13 protein-coding genes and 2 pseudogenes are annotated in these 24,448 nt (G+C 37.1%); 1 reads left to right on the top strand and 14 read right to left on the bottom strand.

Going from position 1 to position 24,448, the window contains the following annotated elements:
- Positions 1-9: 9 nt before the first annotated feature.
- The 13 genes and pseudogenes from QWY93_RS13655 to QWY93_RS13595 form a co-directional block, all read right to left on the bottom strand.
- Positions 10-1,230, bottom strand: a complete 1,221-nt coding sequence (locus tag QWY93_RS13655; RefSeq protein ID WP_290248901.1) for a radical SAM protein — start codon at positions 1,228-1,230, stop codon at positions 10-12.
- Entirely contained in the window at positions 1,220-2,968 is a 1,749-nt protein-coding gene (locus tag QWY93_RS13650; RefSeq protein ID WP_290248900.1) for a hypothetical protein, read from the bottom strand. Before QWY93_RS13650 ends, QWY93_RS13655 begins: the two co-directional genes overlap by 11 nt.
- A 413-nt stretch (positions 2,969-3,381) precedes the next feature.
- The gene (locus QWY93_RS13645) at positions 3,382-3,774 is read right to left on the bottom strand and encodes a hypothetical protein (protein ID WP_290248899.1); all 393 of its coding nucleotides are present in this window, start codon (positions 3,772-3,774) and stop codon (positions 3,382-3,384) included.
- 48 nt (positions 3,775-3,822) lie between these two features.
- Complete coding sequence (locus tag QWY93_RS13640) at positions 3,823-4,092, bottom strand: glycoside hydrolase family 2 TIM barrel-domain containing protein (RefSeq protein ID WP_290248897.1); 270 nt, start codon at positions 4,090-4,092, stop codon at positions 3,823-3,825.
- Positions 4,093-4,106: 14 nt separating this feature from the next.
- Positions 4,107-4,628 carry a hypothetical protein gene (locus QWY93_RS13635; RefSeq protein WP_290248896.1) on the bottom strand — a complete coding sequence of 174 codons (522 nt, stop codon included), beginning with the start codon at positions 4,626-4,628 and terminating at the stop codon, positions 4,107-4,109.
- A gap of 262 nt (positions 4,629-4,890) precedes the next feature.
- A pseudogene (locus QWY93_RS13630) lies at positions 4,891-4,995 on the bottom strand (AraC family transcriptional regulator); the annotation flags it as partial.
- Between the two features lie 120 nt (positions 4,996-5,115).
- Entirely contained in the window at positions 5,116-7,455 is a 2,340-nt protein-coding gene (locus QWY93_RS13625; RefSeq protein WP_290248895.1) for a GH92 family glycosyl hydrolase, read from the bottom strand.
- 9 nt (positions 7,456-7,464) lie between these two features.
- Positions 7,465-9,444, bottom strand: coding sequence for a glycoside hydrolase family 2 protein (locus tag QWY93_RS13620; protein ID WP_290248894.1), 1,980 nt, complete (start codon positions 9,442-9,444; stop codon positions 7,465-7,467).
- An 88-nt stretch (positions 9,445-9,532) separates the two neighbouring features.
- Positions 9,533-12,241 (bottom strand): annotated as a pseudogene (locus QWY93_RS13615) (DUF8487 domain-containing protein).
- A gap of 279 nt (positions 12,242-12,520) precedes the next feature.
- Positions 12,521-15,859: a tetratricopeptide repeat protein gene (locus tag QWY93_RS13610; RefSeq protein ID WP_290248891.1), complete on the bottom strand. Its 3,339-nt coding sequence runs from the start codon at positions 15,857-15,859 to the stop codon at positions 12,521-12,523.
- A 6-nt stretch (positions 15,860-15,865) separates the two neighbouring features.
- Positions 15,866-17,257: a sugar porter family MFS transporter gene (locus QWY93_RS13605; RefSeq protein WP_290248890.1), complete on the bottom strand. Its 1,392-nt coding sequence runs from the start codon at positions 17,255-17,257 to the stop codon at positions 15,866-15,868.
- Between the two features lie 497 nt (positions 17,258-17,754).
- Positions 17,755-19,344 carry a RagB/SusD family nutrient uptake outer membrane protein gene (locus QWY93_RS13600; protein ID WP_290248773.1) on the bottom strand — a complete coding sequence of 530 codons (1,590 nt, stop codon included), beginning with the start codon at positions 19,342-19,344 and terminating at the stop codon, positions 17,755-17,757.
- A 15-nt stretch (positions 19,345-19,359) separates the two neighbouring features.
- Positions 19,360-22,509, bottom strand: coding sequence for a SusC/RagA family TonB-linked outer membrane protein (locus tag QWY93_RS13595; RefSeq protein ID WP_290248772.1), 3,150 nt, complete (start codon positions 22,507-22,509; stop codon positions 19,360-19,362).
- Between the two features lie 520 nt (positions 22,510-23,029).
- Here QWY93_RS13595 and QWY93_RS13590 point away from each other — a divergent pair.
- Positions 23,030-23,917 carry an AraC family transcriptional regulator gene (locus tag QWY93_RS13590; RefSeq protein ID WP_290248770.1) on the top strand — a complete coding sequence of 296 codons (888 nt, stop codon included), beginning with the start codon at positions 23,030-23,032 and terminating at the stop codon, positions 23,915-23,917.
- Positions 23,918-23,964: 47 nt separating this feature from the next.
- Here QWY93_RS13590 and QWY93_RS13585 read toward each other — a convergent pair whose 3' ends face one another.
- Positions 23,965-24,447 (bottom strand): cupin domain-containing protein, encoded by a 483-nt coding sequence (locus tag QWY93_RS13585; protein WP_290248768.1) that lies wholly within the window; start codon positions 24,445-24,447, stop codon positions 23,965-23,967.
- Position 24,448: the final 1 nt, after the last annotated feature.

The raw sequence follows: 24,448 nt of genomic DNA, 5'->3' as shown, positions 1-24,448 counted from the left end.
CTTTTCCACTTATCTAATATTGGAATCATTGAATGAATGACATCCTTTCGCTTGCAATTCCGCTATGGAATCATCCAGTGATCCGTCAAGAGCATTTCCCGTTTTAGAAAAGCAAAAAGGGCAAGGGTGAAGATCCCCATCAGTATCGATATATAAATGTCTGTTTCCGGCACCAAAACACCCAACTCTCCTTTGATAATATCCATGATAAGTGATAATCGGAAAATCCCTAAACCTCTTATCAAAATTCATTTTTAAATAAAATTCTTCTAATATTTTTTCTTGTTCTGGGGCCAACTGAACATCCTTTCCTGAATAATGCCCTAACGCCTTTGGCTCAAGAATCTGGACAAATGAAACCCCTAATTTTTTTGCAAGTTCAGCGTATCTCATAAGATTTGATTCACTCACAAATGTTTTTGTGACACAAATAGAAAGTGCCGTTACTAAGCTTGAAGCAATGGAATTTCTAACTGCCTCTTCGACCCATTGGTATGATTTTTTAAATCCACGAAACAAATTATGACTTTCCGGATCAAAATGATCCAAACTAATGACTACACCAGTGAGGCCCGCTTGTTTTAATTTTTGAGCATTAGCATAGGTCAAATTAAAACCGGAGGTGAGGACCCAAAAGTCAGTTCCTTTATGGGAAGATTGTATCATTTCGACAATATCATCAACTCTCAACATTGGTTCCCCACCAGTAATTTGAAATTGCGCCACTCCTTTCAACTGGAATTTTTTTATGATCATTTGAATATCATTGAGCCCCAATTTTTCTTTTTTATTAATCACGTCCCATTCAAAACAATGCTCACATTTTAAAGGACACTTTTTTGTAAACGCAATAAAGATGTTTGAAAAGCGGTTTGTTTTCCCTGGGATGGGTGAAATCCTATTAATCTCCGCTTCAAAAAAACGGTCAAAAGCAAGGGAGTTGCTCCCAGGGATATATAAATTCCAAAAATATCTTCCGTTAATCTTTATAAATTTATTCACCCTTCCAGGACCGGAAATCTTTCTTCGGTTGCTGTCCAGCGTTTTCAGAATTTTCAAAACCTTGACAGGGTTTTGAAAGTGTCTAAATACAATTCTTAAAATTCTGAGACGAACAAAAAATTCAACAAGTTCTTTTTTAAAGCCAAGAATAACTTTTTGAGCCTTAATCTTTGCATCCTGATTACGGGGATCAGGTATTTTGGATTGAACGATTTCTTTAGTTTTCATCTCCTTGATTTAACGTCTGGATAAAGAAGACCTCCCTGTCGACAAAATTGTATAAGTATTGTTTTGAAAAAGATGGAAACGCCCCTTTTCTCTTAAAAGAATACAAGTGAATAAGATTCGGCTTATTCTTGTAGTCTCTTATATATTCATAATACCCTTTACTGTGTAAAAATAAAGTTTGTTTCTTATTCTTTTCAACAGGAATTGTGGGATAGGTTACTACCACCTTATTTCCAACCTCCGGCTGGACTAAATATTTTTCATCAGAATAGGTAAGGAGATCCGATACGTCATTCCCATTTTCGTCAATAGCCGTTTCTGGAGATAAATAAGATACATCTACAAGGGTATTTTCAGAATAATCCATGGCTATATAATCAACCTCCCAAAACATAAACCCGCATTCAAGTTTCAACTTAACTTCCTCCCCTTCAACATTTGATAAATCAATATCCATTACCATATCCCGGGAAGCCAGTGGGCCTACAACATTAAAATAATCAACGAACTCCCATCCCTTTTTCGTTTCAATATAAACGGAAAGGGGAATTCCCTGATTAAGCGACCACCTCAGGTTTTTATTTGCGGGAACATTTTTTTGTTTTTCCGCAAACTTGGGATAGTACGTTCCAAATTGCTCATTAAACTTTCCAAAAATAAAATCAAGCCATAATGAATTTTTTCCATTCAAAATTAATTTTCCATTTTTTTCTGTTTTTGGCTTCTTAAAAGTGAGTGTAAGGTTACTCAGATTTTTATTTATGTCATTTTCTTCATCGAATAGATAGAAAGAACTATCCTTTTTTGAAATGGCATTGAAATAACTTGTATGGTTAGAAGATTCTGCTTTTGTTGGTATAAGGGCGGAATTAATGGTAAATATTTGCCCATTTTTATCTGCAAGGACCTGAGTGTTTTCTGGATGTTCTACCACCATGAGTTCAGAAAGATTGGTATATTGCCTTTCCAACAATTCATTGGCAATTTTCAATTGATATTTGCCATTGTGCGTATCCAAACCAGGCAACAGCATATAATCATCTCTTTCCAATGACGAATAAATCGCCCCTCCATACATTTCACCAATAAAATTGTACCCTTTCCCATCGTAAGTGTAAATAAATGGACAAGAACTAGTAGAGGGAGTATTAGGGGGAGGAGAGCGGCGAGGAGGAGGAGAGGAGGAAGATCCACCTGTTAATCCAATAATTAGACCTATGATAAAAACCGCACCCACAATGACTCCTATTGTCCCAAACACATAAGACAAAGTAGTGGCTCCCTTATCTTTATCATAAACTTCAATTTTTTTTATCGAAGAAAGGGGGACTGTGACTTTTGAATTTTCACCTTTAACATATTCTGAAACATAAACATGGACTTCATGTAAGGGAAATTCTTTTCGGACCCTATATCGATTTGCTCTTTCTGGATCCGTTTTTAAATAGGATTGGTGTTCAGGAGGCAGTGGTTCGATCTCCCCTACCATTTCTTTAGAGTCCTCCTTTAACCTAATGTTTTTTAGGTGCCATGAATTGTCGCCTTGATGGATAATGAAATATTTTAGTTGTTCTTGTGCTTGCCTGATCTCCACTGGGTCATTGGAAACCTGGGTTACCTTATAATAACTACAACCAATAATAATAAGATTTAAAAATAGAGGAATTAGAATTAATGAGATAAATCTACTATATTTTCTAATTACATTTAAGGGAATATTTGCAGAAAAGTTTTCCATGGAATAGTCTTTTTGCAGATAATACCAATACTTTAACTCGCTCTTAAATTGTCATCCTTCCAATACCAATATTATTTTATTTCTCTCCGATTGGCAATTTCCACCTGATTTGAACCAGGTCAAACCTTTAACAAAATAATATCCCGAACAACAAGCAAACTATTAAACAAAAATACTTCAATAGTAATTAATTTACTATTTATATTTCTTAAAAATAAATATAAACAGCATTTAATTCTATTTAAAAAGTATTTAAAAAGTCGATAAGGGAATAAATCTTTATCCATCCAATGCCCCCTAAAAAACACGATTTACAAATAACAAAGGCTGCAAAATGCGTTTTGCAGCCTTTGTTAATTCTCATTTTTTGAGATCTTTTAACCCCTATATAAATTTTCGGTTAAACCAATACATTACTTCCCCTCATAATAATCCTGAAGAATAAAAAACGCTTTCTTCTTCCTTCCTTTTTCGGAGATCAAACCTTTTCGGTTCCAGCCATCCTGAACTCCGGACAGTTGACGTAAGGGGGACATAAAATCTACCAGTATCCATGGTGTCATGCCAGCCAAGCCATCAATTTTGTCAAACATGGCAATGCTTTCCTTGTATAAATACTCCTGATAGTCTTCGCTCCACCGGGTAAGGCTATCTGCATAAAAACCTTCGATGGCCCCACCTCCAAATTCACTCACTATAATGGGTTTCTCCATTCCTGCCTTAAATGACTTGTCCCTGCACTCATCCGGTAAGCCTCCATACCAGCCCAAATATTCATTAAAGCTAATGATATCCAGGTGCTCCATGATGGGATCATTATAGGTATAAACATTGTCCGAGTAACCGTCAGCTTCCTAGTCTTTTTTATAAGCTGCAGACACTAACCAGGTATTGTCAATTGACCGAACATGTTCAGCAAGATCAATTAAAACCTCATCCCTTGCCTCGGTTGGTGCAGTTTCATTGGCAATGGACCAAATGATGGAACTGGCCCTGTTGTAATCCCGGTTGATTAATTCGGTAAACTGGTTTTTTGCTTTTTCCAATACTTGGGGGATATTCCAGTCAATTCCCCAATACAAAGGCAATTCTTCCCACAACAAAATTCCCATTGTTTCTGCCAACCGTATAATTTTTCCTAATGGGGATAATGCGCTAGCCGCAAAAAATTACAATTCAATTCCTTGGCCCATCCCAAAACTATTTCCGCATCCTCAATGGTATTGGCCCGATCCTGACGTAAAGGATTTTCGTCATGCAAACAGATACCTCTTAAAAATATAGGGTCTCCATTTGGTAAAATTTCTTTCCCCTTGGTTTCTATAGTTCTAAATCCAATGAGGTCTTTCAGTTCATCCTCACCTGCTTTAACAATTACATCGTAAAGCTTGGGATTGTCCGGGGACCAAAGCTCCAGTTTTCTTGAAGAAACTGAAAACCTACCCACTCCATCATCGCCCATTGCAAATGGGGCATCAACATCCAATTCTGGTATAATTATCCGGGCTCCTTTTGGAAATTCTTTTCCTTCTAAGAAAATTTCCTCATTTATTCGCTTGGCTCTTGATTCAAGTGATGTCTTATCAAGGGGTATAAAAGATTTGCTTATATAAGGTTGAGTGCAACTCCAAAAGCTTAACATCACGGAAAATCCCTCCATGGTTAAACCAATCGGTGACTTTTGATGGCACATAATCCGACTCCCCGGTATTGTTGATCCCTACAATAAGGTAATTTCCCTTCTCTTTTAGTAAATCACCTCATAGGCAAATGGGAAAAACCCTCCTTCATGTCTTCCAATAATCTTCCCATTAATTAAACCCGCTTGGAGTTTAGCATGCACGGCAAACAAAAAAGCCCTCTAAATTAAAATTAGAGGGCTAAATATTCATTTTAGTAATTTAGTCGGACGACAGTAAATTTTAATTCAAATTTCTATACTCATTAAGAGTATGCCCCGTATTTTTCTTGAACATGCAGTTGAAATGCTGCGGATACTTAAATCCTAATTCGTAAGCGATCTGGCTTGAGAAGTGGTGAAATGTCCTGCTAATATTCTGCATTGGGGGGAGACCTCCATCATTACCATTAGTTGAATCACTGTTTTACTTCTTTTAATATTAAGCAAAAATTAAAAATTCAACATTTTAATTCGGATTCTTAGACATCTTTAAATTTAAAGTGCCGCCAGATACTATATCACTATGATTTAGGTTTGTTACAGGCAAAATTTTGTTATTAAGTTTTATTTCCTTTATATAACAGTTTTCTGGTGTGTTATTTTCAGCAACGATATTGAAGGTTTTTCCTGAATAAAACTCAGGATTTAGATGAATGGTAACTTTATTAAAAATTGGGCTTCCAATTTGGTAAGAAGGGTTAGCCTCAGTTCCACCGTTCATTTGAAATAGTCCTATTTTCATTAATACTGCTAGGCTGCCCATAAGTCCTTGATCTTCATCTCCGTTATATCCGGTATCTTTGTTTAGACCCGAGAATACACTGTCAATAATTTTACGTGACCAATATTGGGTAAGATCTGGACGGTCCAATTTCTCAAATATAAATGCGGTCTGGATAGAGGGTTGGTTTCCATAATTAATAGGTATTCTATTAAATTCCGGGTGTAATTCGACTTCGTGAGAGTCTCCAGATGTAAAGCCTATTTTTTCTGCTTCGTTAAACTGAGTGTGGAGTTTTTTCGCAGCCTTCTCTTTACCTCCCATAAGAGTTGCTAAACCTTCTAAATCGTGCGGTACAAACCAGGTTGATTGTGCAGCGTTTGCTTCAACAAAACCTATTTCATCCTCATAAGGGTCAAAATTTTCTAACCAGTTTCCTGAAATATCTTTGGGCTGCATCCAACCTAATTTAGGATTAAAAACTTCTTTGTAATTTTTAGCCCGTTTTAGGAAATAAGTTTCATCCTCCTTCAAATTTAATTTTTTTGCAAGTTGAGCTAATGTCCAATCTTGATAGGCATATTCTAAAGTTAAACCTGCTCCATCCTGATGTAAACCAAAATCTCCATCGGGTAAGGGATAGGGTACATAACCTTTCTTTATATAATAAGATAAACCACCGCCTTTACTAGTATTGTGCTCATACCCTGCTTTAGTCATAATTCCACCTGGCATATGATTCTTTTTGAGAGCCACATAAATTGAATCAATATTCTCATTAATGATACCTTTTTGTATAGCACTAACGATAAATGGAGTTGAAGTAGCTCCCGTCATCACATAAGTATAATTACCACCCGAAGGTCCACGTGGAACCAGGCCTCCATCTTTATAATATTGCATTAAAGACAAAGAAAATTCCTGCATAATTTCGGGATAAACGAGCCCCCACAAAGTATTTATAGTCCATTGAGCACCCCAAAATGAATCTGAATTGTAATGATTGAATTGTGGATTTCCGTTTGCATCAAGCGGAATTTGTTTAATCCTGAATGATTCTCCTGTGTTATCAGGATATTGTCCATTGTGATCGCTGATAATTCTCCGTCCTTGGAGGGCATGCCATAAATCTGTATAGAATCTACACTGTGCTTTAGGCGTACTACCTGTAACCTCTATTCTGCCCAGCAGATTATTCCATTGCTGTTTTGAATTTTTTACTATTTGTTCAAAATCCCACTCTGGTAATTCAGCTTCCAAATTGTTTTTCGCATTTTCAGCTGAAGTATAAGAGAGACCTATTTTCATCTTCAACTCTTTGGTTTGGTCTGAAAATGTAAGCAGTGCATTCCCTGTCTCTGAATCTTTATTTAATGAAGTTATTGGTTCGTTAAGACTTACATAAAAATATATTTTAGTTGGTTTTGGCCTTCTTTGCGTGGGAGTTGCAATAATTGATCCTTGAAAGGTTTTCTTATCAAGCTGTTTTAAGCTCCCTTCGGCATTACTGCTAGGTCCTAACATGGTGTTCAGGTTAAATAATATACCTTTATTACGGTTTGATAAAAAGGTATATTTTGAAAAACCTACACGTGTTGTGCTTGTCAAAGTAACATCGATATTAAATCTCGAAAGTGAGAGCTTGTGAAATCCAGGAGAGACTTCTTCGGTTTCGTGACTAAAGTGAGAATAAAAATCTGTGTAAATATTAGACTTGTTTTCTTCTGAAAAAGTAACGGGCATAACGGAAATACCCGATAATTGCCAGGCATGAACGTGACTAAAACCTTTTATTGTATCGGTATCATATCGATAGCCACTGCCCCAGGCACCACTAATTTGAGTGTCAGGACTCAGGTTTACCATTCCAAATGGTCTACTTGCAGAGGAGAAGTAGAACCATCTTGAATTTTTTGTATCTAAATGAGGATAAACCTTTGCAGTATAATCAGTTTCTTCTTTTGAAACAGATTCTTCTTTGTTGTCCTTTATTTTACAGGAATGTAGGCTAAAGAAAACAAAAACCAGAACAAAAAGATTATTGATTACACTAATATTTATATTGAAGTATCTGTTGTAAGTCATATTATTAATTTAATATTGAGCAACTATAAAACCGGTTGGCCTAAGTACTTTGAATTGAAATTGTGGATTTATATTTTCCAAAATTGTATCATATGTATCTCCTGGTGCTAAATCTGGAAGCTCAATGGTGATTAATTTTCTTTCACTGTTTTTATACTCTAATATATAACCACGCAATGTGTAAGACGGAATACTCGCTTTAACCTCTAAAGCAATCGCGGCAGAAGTGTCTGTTTCACGTTGTACTTTGGTGATATTTATAGGAGAAGCTAATTGCTTTAATACTGAAAAGGAAGGTTTTCTATTTAGAGAAATATCAGTAATGCCGTGACGACGGATTTTATATTTACCAAAACCTTCTTCTCCCATTTGCGTACGATAATCGTTTAAACTGAAATAAATGTATCCCATTATCCAGGGGTGAGAGCTCCATTCCTTAATGTGAAATATCATATCGTCAATTCTTCGTGCATCACCACCTGTCATTGCCGGTTCGCAAAGTCCATTTTCTGTAATAAGTAAAGGTTGGTTACCAATAGCACGTTTTACCGTGTCTAATTTTCCTGGTAACTCATTACGATCATTACCATGCCAGGTACCAATGTATTCATTCCATGTAGCCATATCCCCTAAAAGCATAGGATCATCTTGCTTCTTCTGCCAAATTCGGTTTGAAACTATAGTAACAAAGCGAGTAGCATCTAAATCTTTTACATAATCACGTAAATTTCTATATTGAGTATCATCGGTAGAACCGTTTATTTCATTACTAATTCCCCAGGAAAAGATGCTCGGGTGGTTGTAATGGGACTCTATATTGTCAGTAAGTTGTTTTTTTGCTGTTTTTACTAACTCTGGAGTAAGACTCGCGGGCTTTTGCCACCATGGCAATTCTTCTTGTACAAGAATGCCATACTTGTCCATAAGACTTATCATATAATCATCCTGTTGCCAGTGAAAACGGGTAATAACCACATTTAATTCTTTCATAGATCTCACTATTGAATCCATGTACGATTTTGGCTCTGCGATTCCATATTTGGGGTTACTGCCTGGCATGTATTCAATACCTGGGAGTCTAACAGCTTCCCCATTGAGGTAAAGTTTTTCTCCCTTTATTTCTACTTTTTTAAAGCCGAATACTGCAAGATCTGTATCAGAAACTTCGTCTTTAGCAGTTATAGATGTTTCAAGTTCATAGAGGTTAGGAGCGTCAAAATGCCAAGGTGATATTTCACCCAGATCAAAATTGGTTGTATAAATACCATTAACTGGCTCAATTTCAATTTTTTCCGTAGCAATTGATTTGCCGCTTTGTTTGTCTTTATAGCTAAAGTTAAAATTTAGTGTCTTATTATTTTTCCCAAAAAGTTTAACTTCTACCTTTACGGTGCCTGTACTGTCCCTTAAGTTTAGTTCAGGTTTAACATGTACATAGCGTATTGTATACTTTCCTGAAGTTTCTAGAGCAACAGAGCGAATAATGCCACCATCATTGGTCCAGTCGAATGCTTTCAGATAGGGTAGATTTTTGTCTGAGTACGAGTTATCTACAGCAACAACTAAAGTATTGCTTTGATTGGTTTTTAAATAGTCTGTGATATCAAAGGAAAAAGGAGTATATCCTGCATTTAAATTTTTGCCTACTTCTTGACCATTCACATAAACAGTAGCATCGTGATAAACTGCTTCAAATTGTATACGAATGGTTTTGTTTTCCCAATTATCAGGGATAGAAATCTTTTTCTGATACCAAGCTAAACCTGCATAATCAGCTGTAGCATCATTGGTATTCCACGTATGTGGCACCTTAACCTGGGTAGCAGCGGCAGGCAATTCTTTATGCCAGTTTTTGTTAATGCCCTGTGCTGTTGAGTCAATTATAAAAGACCATTCTCCATCAAGAGATAAGGAATTTTGAGACTGATTCTGGGCATATATTGTTGTGCTTGCACAAAGGAGGATAAGTATTAATAATATATTTTTCATAATCTTAATTTTATTGAGTTTAAAATTTGTACTATATATTTTTCAGTTTTTAATTGACAAAAACGACTTCCTAATTTGTCATAATATTTTATTTTTTTAAACTTGTTTTTAAGCTCTCAAAGTTTAACTTCTGTTCTGGATTGAACGTATCTGAATTCATATAACTTAATAAACTGTTAAGCATTTGTTGAGCAGCCGGTCTGTTGCTTAGATCACGTTAAAGGTCTATTGCTGCAACAATTAATTTTCCATTACCAACTTTGGCTTCAAAAAGGTTACCCATACTTTGGTTGGTTACAAAATTGTCTATAACACGAACAATAGGTTTAATGGAAAGCTCATCCAGAATTAATGATTTTGAATGTATACACAGATCCCACCATTGCCACTGTGTATATTCTTTTGTTGGAAAATCCGCAAGAGCCTTATGATCTTTATCAATTAAAAGTCCCATCGTACCAGGCTGATCTGGAAAATGGACCGGACTCCAAAATACTGGTACAAAGCGTCCTTCTACTCCATTTAGATCTTCTAGATCAGGATTTAATAATACCTTTTTTCCTTCCTTTAAAAGTTGATCGGCTTCCGCAAAAGAGGTTGTAATATGGACTTCACGGTTTGGCTTGATACTCGTAGCAGGATATACCCAAACCGGCCAGCTATTTTCAAAATCTGTTCCTTCAACTTTAATTTTAAGTTCCCAAACATCAGCAGTATCTACTTTTACAGGAACTTCTAGATTTCCTAAAGAAGTGTTGTTTCCAATTGAAAGATCAATATTTTCGATAACTTCTTCAGTGATAGGTGCGCCTGTACTATTTGTAAGACTCACTACAAGTTTCTGATCTTTTAATTCTTTATAAAAATTGGAAATTTCAAAAGTTGCAATAAAGTTTTCTCCGCTCTTGTATATAGCTTTTTCAAACCTAGCAAGAGGAGTAAGTGGGCTATTAAATTTGCTGAATTCTTCTGCACTGATAGCTCCTTTAGATTCCCAAAAGGCATTTAAAAGTCCAACCAAAGCTGTTCCCTGACCGGGAAAGTCTTGCAATTGTAGCAACTGAAAACCATCAAAAGAAGGTGTTTTTAGTGCTCTTTCAATTTCTTCTTTGTAAAGCATAGCTGCTAATTTCCCTGAGGCTTCAGTCAAATCTGGAGCAAGAGAAAGCAGGTTTTTATTCTCAAGATCGTTCTTTACCGCTATAAAATTTAGTGGCTGTAATACCCCGGTATATTTTTCAATTTCATTGATATCCGGGTAAACAGAATACTGCCCAATTTCATGGGAGATCAATGGGATTTCAACCTGCTTACTATTGGCCGAGTAATCGGTTTTAAAATTAGGACTAAACTCGTTGAATACCCCTTGCCCGCGAATCCAACCTTTATCGGTCCACTGGGTAGCAAAAAACTCATCTTGAGGTTCAGGACGGGTTCCCACAGGCTTTTGAAACGAAAAGGTCGTAGTGGCATAAAGATGCCTACTATCTTTTTCTTTTAATTCAGAAACCAAGTCATTAAGCATCCCAAAATTACCTTCCAGTTCATTCCCCATAGACATAAAAATGAATGAAGGATGTTGGCCATAATCAGCAATGATTTTATTTGCTTCATTTTCTAAGAACTGAAATGTCTTCTGGTCTTCACCTACTTTTAAACTCCAATGGGGTAACTCTACTTGAAGGTACATTCCAATCTCATCGGCTGCCACAAATGCAGCCTCCGGAGGACACCAGGAGTGAAACCTAAAATGATTTAAGCCATAATCCTTAGCCTTTTGATACAGCCTTAGCCACTCTTCTTTTTGCATAGGGGGGCGCCCGGTTAGTGGGAAAATAACGCACTCTAAATTTCCACGTAAAAATATACGATGGCCATTTAGGGTAAGTTCACCATTTTTATGACCTAAGCTTCGATTTCCGAATGTTTTGGTGACTTTTTCACCTTCACTATTAACTTCGATGGTGTATAATTGTGGGTTAAATTCGTCCCAAACTTCTAATTCTTTTACGGAAAATTGAAATTTCACCACATTTTTCTCTTCGGTATAGTCTGAGATAGCTTCTGAAATGATAGAATTTCCTTCTTGATCCACAATTGTAACTGATAGCGGATTGGAAATTATTCCGTCTTTATTTAACTTGACATTCAAAATTCCTTCTTCGGGATTTGGATAAACCTGAAGGACTTTAAGAATTTTATTACTAATAGGTTGGATTGAAATGTCTCCAAGAATACCGTTCCATTTTATTTGGGTATGGTTAGTATATCCATGTGCCATATCTTTTGAGGCTGGATTAGGGTATTTGGAACCGGCTATGTTAATATTAGGGTATTTATTTCCATTATCCACACAAATGGTTATCAGGTTCTTCCCTTCTTTTAGCTGATCGATAACCAAATAACGGTGAGGCCCTACTAAACTTTCCTTCCTTCCCAACAGTTGCCAGTTGATCCAAACCTTTGACTCCCACATGACCCTTTCCAATTCCATCTGCAGTGGTTTCTCCAACCAGTCTGCGGGAATCTCTATCTCTTTTTGGTACCAGGCTTTTCCAGTATATTCGGTTTTACGAGTCAGGTGAGAAAGAACATAATTGTCCAATGCTGGCTGCCTATCATTCAACTCCCCTATTCCTGCCATGTCCAAAGTTCCAGGCAGGTCAATTTTTGTGCCCTGTTTCATCTCATTAAACCACTGGTTTTGCTCCCCTTGATTTAGTGAATCCAATATCACCTTCCATTCCCCGGCCAAAGATATTTGTTGTGAATATGATTTACAGGACCATAAAGTCATAAGCCAAAGAGCCAATACAATTTTAATTAGATTATTAGAATGGTTATTTTCCATGAATTCAGTCTGTTTATTGCTTTATCTTACCCGTATCAGAACAGGCTGGATAATTATTAATTATTCAAGGACCATAATAAAGGAACACCTGAACAATGCGTCCCTTATGATGAATCCTTAAGGTTTTTAATTGGAATCTCCTCTTTTCAGGCAATTACGGCGGCATGGTTAAATGTTATCGAAAGGCAACCCCTTTTATCATTTAAGGTGAAATGATCCTGAGGTTCAATTAACCTTAACGCTTTCAATTGAGGCTGTTCCCTGATGCTTGACCAACAATTCCTGATGCATATGGACACCTAAGTGGTAAGCATCCATTTTTTTCGCATTTTGAAAGGAAGATTGGGCTTTTTCCCATTCAGCTTTGCCCAAATTCCCCAAACCTATCAAGTAGTTACAGTGAATTCGGTTTCGTACATTAAGGTCTTCATCCCATATCAAAAGATCAGGGAGGGAAACAGCAAAGTAATCGATTTTGATGTCATCAAAAATATGCGTTTCTCCATAATCGATTAGTTTATTGAACCTTGAAAGGGCGGAATTTTCCTCTCCTAATTTCAATAGAGATAGTCCCTGGTAGAAGATTTTATCAGGCTGTTGGTCATTATAGTACATAGCTTGACTAGGGTCACTTAGGCCTTGAGAAGCATAACTCCAGGCTTCCCTTGCCTTTTCAAGTTCTCCCAAGCCTTCATAAGCACACCCTAACCAATAGAACACATCATTTTCCTGTGCACCATAAAGTTTTCCTTCTCCTAGGTTATGTGGATAAACCTGTGCCGCTTCCAGATGCGATATTGCAGTTTTAAATTCTCCTTGACTCAGCGCTTCTTTGGCCAATTCCACGTTTGACAAAACGTATTGGGCAGGAACCTTTCCTTCTCCACCTTCCCATGGATGGAACTGCCGCTGCAACAACATTTCTAAAGCATATTTATGCTGTCCATCCATATTCAAAAGCGTAATATATTCCAAATACACATCATCCCTGGAGGAAACCAGATCCTTATGTTTTTCAAGGAAGGCCTTACGTTGAGATGGATCAACATTTATTTTTTTATAGAGCTGATCTAATTCCATCATCAGTCTTGGACAAGGATCCAATTCAAAAGCTCTTTCCAAAAATTCGCGGGCTTTTTCCTTTCTTTCCAGTTTATTAAAGTATATCAGCGCAAGGTTTCTCAATACATAAGGAGATTTCTTATTTATCTCCAATGCTTTTTCCCAACAATCTCTGGCATCTGCATATTGTTTTTTGGCCAACCAAAAATCACCTAAATAATATAGCCCTTTATCATCATCTGGTATTGCCTCAATGGCTGCCTTCAAGATAACCACTTCTTCCAACCGGTTGGGGAAACAGTAATCTGAGGATTCTTTTGCAGCAAATCTATAATATTTGTTTGCTTGATCTTTATCCCCCAATTGTCCATAAAAATAGCCCTTTGCATAAAATACTATGGGATACACCTCATTTTTGTTATCGGTATAAAGATCCAATAAATGAATCGCTTCCTCATAGAGTCCCGCTTGAGCATAATCCAAGGCATATTCAAGGTAATTATGAGCATAATCCCTAATCAGACCTTCTAAGTATTTTTTGTCTTCTTCCCTTTTACCAATCAGATATTTTTCAAATAGTACCCCAAAATTGAACTTGTCAATTTTTAGGGAGTCATCAATTAGCGTTTTTGCTTCTTCAACATTTCCTAATTTCCGCAAAATAGCGGTTTTCAGGTGTCTTGCTTTGTGATTATGCCAATTTCGAATAAGAGATTTGTCCACCAAATCCAGGGCTTTCACTAAATCTCCTCGACCCGTGTCAATTTGGGCCAAATTAAAATAACCTGCATCTTGCCAAGCTGCATTCCAACTAGATTTAAAAAAGGCATTGTAAGCTTCCTCTAATTTACCCTGTAACTTTAATGCTACCCCTTTATTAAAGTAAGGTTCACCATCATAGGGGTTTGGATTGTATTTTGTCAAAGTATCAATTGCTGTCTGAAAATATTTTTCAGCCTCTTCAAACTTGCCACTTTTCAACAGATACAAGCCCATAGCGTTATTGCTTCTAACATCCCCACTATCCCTTTTAATTGCCTCACTGTAATATGGGACAGGACTGTAGGTGGCATGCCTGTATTGTTCAATATGCAATCCGGTCAGATACAATTCCTCATTGGTCAAGATATCTTCGGGATCTTTGACCGACTTTGCTGCCTCAGGTACTGGTTTTAATTCATCGGATTTTTGTTGCCAAGTCACCAGGCTATGGCCCTTTTCATCCAAAACCTCCAATTGTGAACCCTCAGGAAGGCTTCCCAGTTCAATGGTTTGGCTGAAAACATTTGCAGGGCTGAAATCAAAATTTTCGTCCAATACTTTCTTTCCATCCGCTGTAAGAATAACGCTACTATTGGCAAAGTTTCCTGTGGCATAAACCACTACCTTGCATTTTCCATCCTGAAGGGTTACATTGACCATGGCATCTTTAGTAGCATTTTTCACTACCCCAACTTGTTGGTACGGCATAAAATATTGCGTAAAATTACGTTCCTCGTAAGGTTGTATCCAAGAAAAGTCAGGTTGATTGTCAGTATAAACTCCACACATCAGTTCGATATAGGGTCCATTTCGATCGGTCAAATTTCTATCCCATGCCTGACCAAAGTCCCCATTTCCCCAAGTCCATTGTTTTTTTCCCGGGGACACATGGTGGTCAGCAATATGCAGCAAACCTGCCTGCGTATCATTCTCATAGCCTCCTACAAAATCAAAATCTGAATTGACTGCCATATAAGAAGTTGGTACAGGAATATTTTTATACCTAGAAATATCCACCCCTGCAGAATAATCCATTTTATAGTATGTTCCCGTCGCAATTGGAAACCTGGACACATCTCTTTTTCCATGGTCAAACACAGCGTTCACGTCCTCTGGAAATACCGATTGGTAATGATCATTAACAGCTACTGCCGGATTGGCCCACCATAAGAAAGTCTGGGGATGAGGTGTCCTATTATAAAGTTTACCTTTTATTTCTAAATAAGCTTTGTCAGGATGGAGCGTAAATCCGGCCATTCCCTTTGTCCGAAACATTCTCTCTAATTCACTAACCCAAACAGTCACACTTCCATCTTGATTTTCCTCAATGGTAGCATCCACTGGGTCATAGGTACTCGGCCTGTGGTGCTGTGGCCAGTTAAATTCTATTCCTCCTGAGATCCATGGCCCAGTCAGTCCTACCAATGCAGGTTTAATGACCTCATTGTAATAAACAAAATGGCGTTCCTTTACCTTATCATAGGCCATTTGGATACGACCACCCAAAGCAGGTAGTACCATGATCTTGAGGTACTGGTTTTCCAGGAAAATGACATCCCATTCTTTATCGATTTTTTCATCGCTAATTTTTTCAATTACCGGATGAGGGTAAACCGCCCCACTGCTTCCCTGATAAACCCTTTTTTCTAAAAAGATGGGGTACTTTTCCGCTTCACTTACTTCGTAAGTCGGAATAATTACCTTCTCCTCCCATGCTTTTACGGTTTCAAAATTTTTCATATTCTATTATTTTAAGAACTCCAATTCAATATCTTCCAATGTTTTTCCTTTGGTTTCAGGTAACTTCATTTTTATAAAAACAAAGCCCATTATGCTAATCACACAGTACACCCAAAATGTACCATACGCCCCTAATTCACTGTTTAAAATGGGGAAGGAAAAAGCCAGGGTAAATGAAGCTACCCAAAGGCTGAAAGTGGCCAGAGACATTGCCAATCCCCTCACCCGGTTTGGAAATATTTCAGACAATACCACCCAAGTTATAGGGGCAAGTGACATTGCATAGGTGGCAATTGACACCACGACCAAAATAAGTATCGGCAAACCTGTCCAACCCTGAAAATAACTTAATCCCAAGACGAAATAGATGATAGACAAGCCTCCTGAACCAAACAGCATCAACTTCTTCCTGCCCCATTTGTCCACTGTTTTCATGGCAACAAGGGTAAACACCAAGTTGACGCTTCCGGTGATGACAATATTGAAAAGCATATCTCCAACACTATACCCTGCACTACTAAAAATTTCCTCTGCATAGTTAAAAATGACATTTATGCCGCACCATTGTTGGAAAATGGCCAATACCACGCCCAAGAAGACAATGGGTTTTATTTTTGGTTCATTTAATTCCTTGAAATGCACCCTGTCATTATTTTCCTGGAGAGTGCTCTTAATATTTTTCACTTCCTGTAGTGCATAGGCCTCTCCACCGACCTTGGTTAAAACTCTTGAGGCGGCCTTTAAGTCTCCGATTTTCAATAAGAATCTTGGACTTTTTGGCACAACAAACATTAAAACAAAAAAGGCTATTGCAGGAACCATCTCAGCCCAAAACATCCATCGCCAACCGATGGTACCATTCCAGGAAGCTGCCAATTCCTGATTGGAAATTCCCAAGGGAACTGGTTCTGCAATTAAAAAGTTGATGATTTGTGCGGCCAAAATACCGATTACAATGGTCAGTTGGTTAATGGCAACAAACCTTCCTCTAAGTTCTGCGGGGGCCAATTCTGCGATATACATGGGGGATAGCGTTGATGCCAAGCCAATACCCACGCCACCTATTAACCGGAAAATGATGAACCAATAAAAATCATTTGCATACCCACTTCCAAAAGCCGAGATAATGAATAAAGCTGCGGCCCATATCATTGGTATCTTCCTGCCATATTTATCGGAAAAGGTTCCTGATGTCACTGCACCCAGAATACAGCCTACTAAAGCACTGCTCATTGCCCATCCTTGTAATTTGGGCGAATGATTGATATCAAAAAACAGTTCATAAAATGGTTTGGCTCCCCCTATTACCACCCAATCATAACCAAATAACAGGCCTCCCATTGCCGAGGTGAAGGCTAGCGCCAATAAATAGGGCAAATTATATTTTATATTACTCATGATATAATCTTGAAATTTTATTCTTTTCTCCTCTTAATCAGTCTTTCAAAAAGAAAAGCCCTTTAGTCACATATCTCCCACGATGGTCACAACCGATCTGGAAGGTATTCTCACTACACTACCTTTTACCAGTTGTTTTTCCAGGTCACGTTTCTCATCTGTTATATAAAAGCCGGAAATCTCCAATAGCTACTCCACCTCCATTGTAGACATAAAAGAAGTCTACCATATTAAAAGAATCATTTTCTATGATTTTATTATTAAAAAAATCATAGTGGAATCTTCAGGCACCTTTTTAAAAAGAGTTTCTGTAAACTCACTATTTTTATCGGCACTCTTATTTCCGCAGTTGGTTAATTAAATCAGAGCATAAAGCAGCATAAATTATTTCAAAAGGTATCGAAGATTCATATTGAGAGTTTGGGCAGTTTGGTAAGATAATGAAATTAAACCTGCCCAAAGAGACAGGTTTAATTCTATTAATTTTAAAATAACTTCTATTGATACTCTGGGTTTTGAGTAACATTAGGATTACCCAAAACTTCATTTAAAGGTAATGGTAATACATAATCTCTGGGAGAAAGTGACCTATCCACATTATAGGTTTCGATAAAATCTTCGATATAATCTCCTAAATAATCTGGTGATCCACCATAAGTACTTTTTCTTTTAAGTTCAGGATAAACCTCAGATTCCATTGCAAATTCTAAAACTCTTTCATTTACAATTGCGTCGCGAAGCTGCGATTGACTTAAACCTGAAAGCGGAGTTAGACCAGCTCTTCTTCTTACCTCGTTAATACCGTAATATGGATCGCCCATATTGCTTTCATTAGCAGCTTCAGAATGTCCTAAAAGTACATCTGCATATCTTAGATAAACAATATTCTTTTCATTCATGTACGCATTAGAAATTCCAACTTCAGTATATTTAGCAGACCAAGCAGCAGAATAGATAAGCTCTTCAGGATTATTCGGATCTGAATCTGCAGGAACTAAACCTCCAAAACGGCTTAAGTTGTACGGCGCATCTGGACTCCAGCGAACTATTGGCCATTCTCCATCATCATTACGTCCCACACGATTTGATGGATATTCTTGTATGAATGTACCCGCTATCCTTTTATCGTTTGGATCATATTTTTCTCTGAAATCTTTAGTTGAATTTAACCAATGCCATCCAACACCGCCTAAATCATTTGGTAGATCTGCAGGCACAAAATGGGCATGATAGACCTGGTTTTCACCAGCATTCGCTGAAGCAGAAACCTGAGCCTCAAAAATTCTTGGCCCCATATTCTCTGTTTCCACAGAAAAAGTATTTGCAAAATCATCAAATAATGACATTCCACTTTCATCAATGATCGTCTGAGCAACATTGTAGGCTTCAGACCATTTTTCTCCCTGTAAGTAAGCTTTCATCAATAATGCTTCTGCTGCCCAACGAGTTGCTCTACCAGCTTCTGATGGGCCATAACTTTCTGGTAGAATATCTCTTGCCATTAACAAATCTGACTGAATAAGCTCTAAAGCCTTTTGTTCTCCATTTTCATTAGACGGTAGATCCTGGTCACTTAGGGTTGGACTTGTTGTTACAGGAATATTATTAAAATATCTTACTAAATTATAATAGTAAAATGCTCTTAAAAATTGCGCTTCGGCCTTTACTCTATCAATCAACGCCACATTTGTTGCCCCAGCGTCTTTAAGCTCGTCTGCTTTGGCAATTATAGAGTTTGCCCTATTAATATTCTCGTAAGAAATTCTCCAGTAAATTGAAATATAAACATCGTCTGGAGAAACATTCCCATTTTGGTAATTCAGAGGCCCTTTTTCCCAGCCTACCTGATACCCCACCAAACATTCGAATACAAAACGGTTATAAAAATGATTTTCCCAATCCTGGCCATATCCAATCCCATCATAAATTGCATTCACACCTAATTCTAGCTGCTCGGCAGTATTAAAGAAGTTGTCTTGCGTCGTAAAATCCGGATTCTCTTCAAGATCAGAGCATGCTGAGAAAACATTCATTAGGAGTAATACAAAAACTCCTTTTAAACATGTCTTTTTTATAAATTTTACCATAATATGTTTTGCTTATTAAAATTCTAAATTGATTCCTACCGTGAATGTTCTGGATCGCGGATACGCATCATAATCATCTCCTCTGTTCAGGTTATCCTGCCCACGGTTATTTACTTCAGGATCAAAACCTGTATAATCTGTAATAGTAAATAAATTTTGACCGCTTACGTAAACTCTAGCTCTCGAAACAAATTCTGAAAAAGATGGAACTGTATATCCTAAAGAAATATTTTGTAGACGTATAAAAGAACCATCTTCAATAAAATAATCGGAATCTCTATAGGAGTTTGCAAAATCCCTGTTACCATCGATAACTGGTCTGGTAGCATTTGGATTATCTGGGGTCCATGAATCGGTAAGAATGCCGGCAATCTGGTTAATCTTTTGCACTCCATCACCTAATTCAGAAGCCTGAAGGTTTCTTACATCAAATCCTTGCGAACCTCTAAGGAAAATACCTAAATCGAGATCTTTATAAGTAAATGTTGAGTTTAGTCCCCAGGTAAAATCTGGATTTGGATCACCTATAATAGTATAATCGTCTGGTGTGATTTGGCCATCTCCATTCACATCTCTATATCGCGGATATCCTGGTTTATCACCTGAACGCGATGCGTTATTATCGATTTCTTCCTGAGACTGAAAGATCCCTATATAGTCATAACCTCTCCATACTCCAATTGGGTTTCCTTCTTCTACCCAGCTACCTGCTACCCCAAGATGCCCACTGGTGGTACTTGAAAAGAAGGGTGTACTGCTTCCTAAATCCGTAAGTTTATTTCTTAAGATAGAAAGGTTTCCAGCTAGATTCCATTTAAAATCCCCATTATCTATTATATAACCATCCAAACCAATTTCAAAACCTTTATTCTGTAATGAACCGGAATTTTTCAATATGGATTCAAACCCTAAACTACTTGGTATAGATACAAATAATAACAGGTCTTCAGTCTTGTTATCAAAATAGTCCAAGGTTAAATTAAGACGACTTTTAAAGAAAGAAGCATCCAGACCGATATTTCTCATTGTGGTTGTTTCCCATTTTAGATCAGAATTACTTAATCTGCCGTCTGCTAACCCCAAAACTAAATTACCACCAATTACATAATTGTATTCATTCAGATTTGCTAATGAATTATACACAGGAATTTCTGAGTTACCCGTTAATCCCCAGCTACCTCTTATCTTAAGATTATTAATTACGTTGGATATCCCTTTTTCATCAAAAAAGCTTTCGTTCGCAATGTTCCAACCTAAGGCTACAGATGGAAAGTTAGCCCATTTGTTTTGAGCTCCAAATCTGGAGGAACCATCGCGTCTAAAAGTAAGAGTAAGAAGATATCTACTATCATAATTATAGTTTAAACGTCCTAATAATGATTCTAATAGCCATTCTCTTCGGCTTGAAAATGGAGTCAAAATGTCCGGACCTCCCTGAAGGGTTGCCTGATCTACCGAAGATGCGGTAATACCACGGGTGGTACTTCTAAAAAATTTATTCACTTCTCTTTGATAAGTATATCCCACCACTGCATCTACAAAATGATCTCCACCAAAGTCGTTGGTATACGTTATAAGGTTCTCATTCAAAATGTTTGCTGAATGCCTGTTAGCAAGAGTTAATTCACCTGAATTATCTCTACCAATTCTAGTCGTAACGGTAGGGAAGAAACTGGTCCTATTGATATTTAAAATATCTGCTCCAATACTACTTTTTACTTTCAAATGATCTGTAATATTCAATGTAAATGTTGTATTTCCAAGAACACGGTTGGTGATATCTTCATCTGTAGCATATTCCAGCTCTTGCAGGGGATTAATCAAAAAACGTCCGTCATAAGAAGCAAGGGCATAAGTTCCATCTTCATTATAAACCGGGGTTGTAGGATCTAAACCTAATGCTGTAATAATAGTTCCTCCCGGCCCTCCTTGATCTGTAGGTGCATTGTTGGACGCCGTGCGGTTGTATGACCAGCTTGAACTTACATTTAAAAAGTCATCAAATGCAGAATTATCCAGATTTAATCTTATACCGTATCTTTTAAAATTCGTTTTCTTTATGATACCCGCATTATCATGGTAATTACCCGTTAATGCATATTTATTGTCTTTATTTCCGCCAGAAAATGTAATCTGGTGATTTTGAATGTAACCTGTTCTTGTTACCTCATCCAGCCAGTTTGTCCCTTCTCCAAATGCGTTAATCTCCTCCTGAGTATAAATAGGAGATCCTCCCTGGCTTTGCTCAAGAATGTTTAAATAAGTAGCATATTCAGCACCATTTAAAACTTCTATAGGATTAGACATTGTTTGAGTTGAGTAAGAACCATCATAACTAAATTTTGGTTTACCCGCTTTACCACGCTTAGTAGTAATTAAAACTACCCCGTTGGACCCTCTGGAACCATATATCGAAGTTGCAGAAGCATCCTTTAACACCTCGATAGATTCTATATCATTTGGATTAATAGACGCCATTACGTTGGCAGATTGCCTATTCCCTCCTGCACTATAAGCTCCATTGTTTGGATAAATAGGAAAACCGTCCACAACATATAATGGCTCACTTCCGCTATTAATTGAATTAGAACCCCTAATTCTTACCGACACCCCACCTCCGGGAGCTGCTGATGTTTGCGTCACCTGAACTCCTGGCGCCCTTGCTTGGATGGCCTGATCTACAGAAGTAATAGGTAATTCTTTTACAGCTTCTCCATCTATTGAAGATACAGCACCTGTAAGATCACTTCTTTTGGTTTCACCATATCCCACCACCACAACTTCATCCAGTTGGGCAAAATCTGGTTCCAAGGTGATATTTATTTGTGACTGATTGTTTACAGGAACTTCCTGACTAATATAGCCCACAAAGGAAAAAGACAAAATTGCCTCTGCTGGATTGGAAACATTCAGGGAATAATTTCCTTCAAAATCTGTAACTGTTCCAGTACTGGATCCTTTTACAAGGACGGTTGCCCCTGGAATAGGCAATTGGTCCTCTCCTGAGATTACCTTTCCGGTAATTTCCTGGGATTGTGCCAAACCTAGTTTTGTAAAGGTCATCAAAATGATAACCCCAAGCATTTTGGCCATTGTTATAGGGTCAATTATCCTGCTATTACAGGAGTTAAACCCTTTTAACCATTTTTGTGAAAACTGTTTCATAAGGATGTTATTTTGGATATTAATTAGATTTTCTTTAGGTAATCAAAACGCGCTATTAATATAGCGTCACCATATTTTATTTCAACAAACTTATTGTTTGAAATTATTTATTACTCCAAAGCAATAGTATTCCAAATTAAGTTTCGAAATTGATTATCCAAACCTTTGCATATTGGTTTTATGGACTTGTACGCTCCCATTTATTTAATATTTATTCTTAAGCTAATTTTGTCAGTCGTAAATTTCCCACAACTGAGTAAAACATGTTTATTCCTATAGTATTTCATTAATTATTGTTTGTATTTCTACGGAGCTCCTATCAGAATAATTAAAACCAACAATTCTTTTAATACAGAATAAACAGTAGGTTTATAATCATTTAATAAATCATTATGACTCAAATGTAGCCCAATAAGGCAGGAGGTAAATGGACAATGATATTTTACACATGGACAAAAGCACAAATTTTTAAAAATAAAAATATGATTATATTAGCACTACAATCACCCTATACTGTTATATGAAAAATAAGCCAACACTAAAAACCGGTTTTAAAGGAGAAAAAATCAATGTAATCCCAAGAAGACTGTTAACAGATTATTCAAAAAGAGAACTTACTAAAAACTTATACTTAACTGATATTGGTTATTTTCCAAAAGCGCTTCATCACTTCCGGAAAAGACCACAGGGTTGCCCTGAGTACATTTTAATTTATTGTATTGAAGGAAAGGGAACCATCAAAATTAATCAATCCAGTTTTCAGCTAACTCCCAATTCTTTTTACATCATCGAGTCAAAGCAGAATCACGCCTATTTTTCGGATGAGAAAAATCCTTGGTCCATTTTCTGGGTTCATTTTACAGGTGTAAATGCGAAGGAAATTTTTCAAAGGTTCAGAAAACAGAATAATAACCAACCCATCATTATCCCTTTTGAGAAAAACCGGATTGCAGAGTTTGAATACATGATTGACCTTTTTAAAAATGGTATTTCGGAGGAAATATTCGAGTATTCGAGCATGTTGCTTCATAAAACCCTAGGTTCCTTTATTTATTATTCTATTAAGTCAAACAAAAAGGTTCAGTCTTCCAACGAAGATTTAGTCAATGAAATCATTGACTATTTGAACCAACATATTTACGACACGGTGACCATTGAGGAAATTTCACGTACGTTTAATAAGTCTTCCTCCACCATTTTTTCACTTTTCAAAAAAAAGACCGGCCAATCACTGATCCATTTTTTCAATTTATTAAAAGTCCAAAAAGCTTGTGAGCTTTTCAATCTAACTAACATGTCTGTAAAAGAAATCAGCTACGAACTGAACTTTCAGGATCCACTTTATTTTTCGAGGTTATTTAAAAAATACATGGGGGTATCCCCATCAACGTATAAAAATGAGCTTTAAAAAGCCAAACCTATTACCGATTACATTTAAACCAGGAAAGGGATCATTTATTCACCAACATTGTACTCTTCATCAGTCACCGGCTCCATCCATTCTACTATGCCTTTCTCAGTATTTGGAACAATATACATTTGCTGTAAACCGGTATCAGGACTTGCACCATGCCAATGACGGGTATTGGGAGGGCATTTTACTATATCCCCTTTTTTCATTACCTGAATGGGCTCCCCTTCGATTTGGTGATAGCCTACACCATCAGTAATAATAAGGATTTGGCCTCCAGGATGGGTATGCCAGTTGCTTCTTGCCCCTGGTTCAAAAAAAACATTTCCCACCAAAGTGGTATAAGTTGAATCATTGGGCACAAGGCCATAATTGTAGGCTTTGCCAGTAAAATACTCAGAAGGTCCTAACTTCCCTTTAGGGAAAATGGCTTCCAAATCTTTTTGTTCTGTTTCGGATGAATCTTGTCCTTGACACCCCTGGAGAACCAAAGCTGAGAATACTAATAACAGATTGATATTTTTCATA

Origin of the sequence: Echinicola jeungdonensis (genome assembly GCF_030409905.1) — a bacterium.
Lineage (GTDB): Bacteria > Bacteroidota > Bacteroidia > Cytophagales > Cyclobacteriaceae > Echinicola > Echinicola jeungdonensis.
This window is presented reverse-complemented; position numbering and strand designations above follow the sequence as displayed.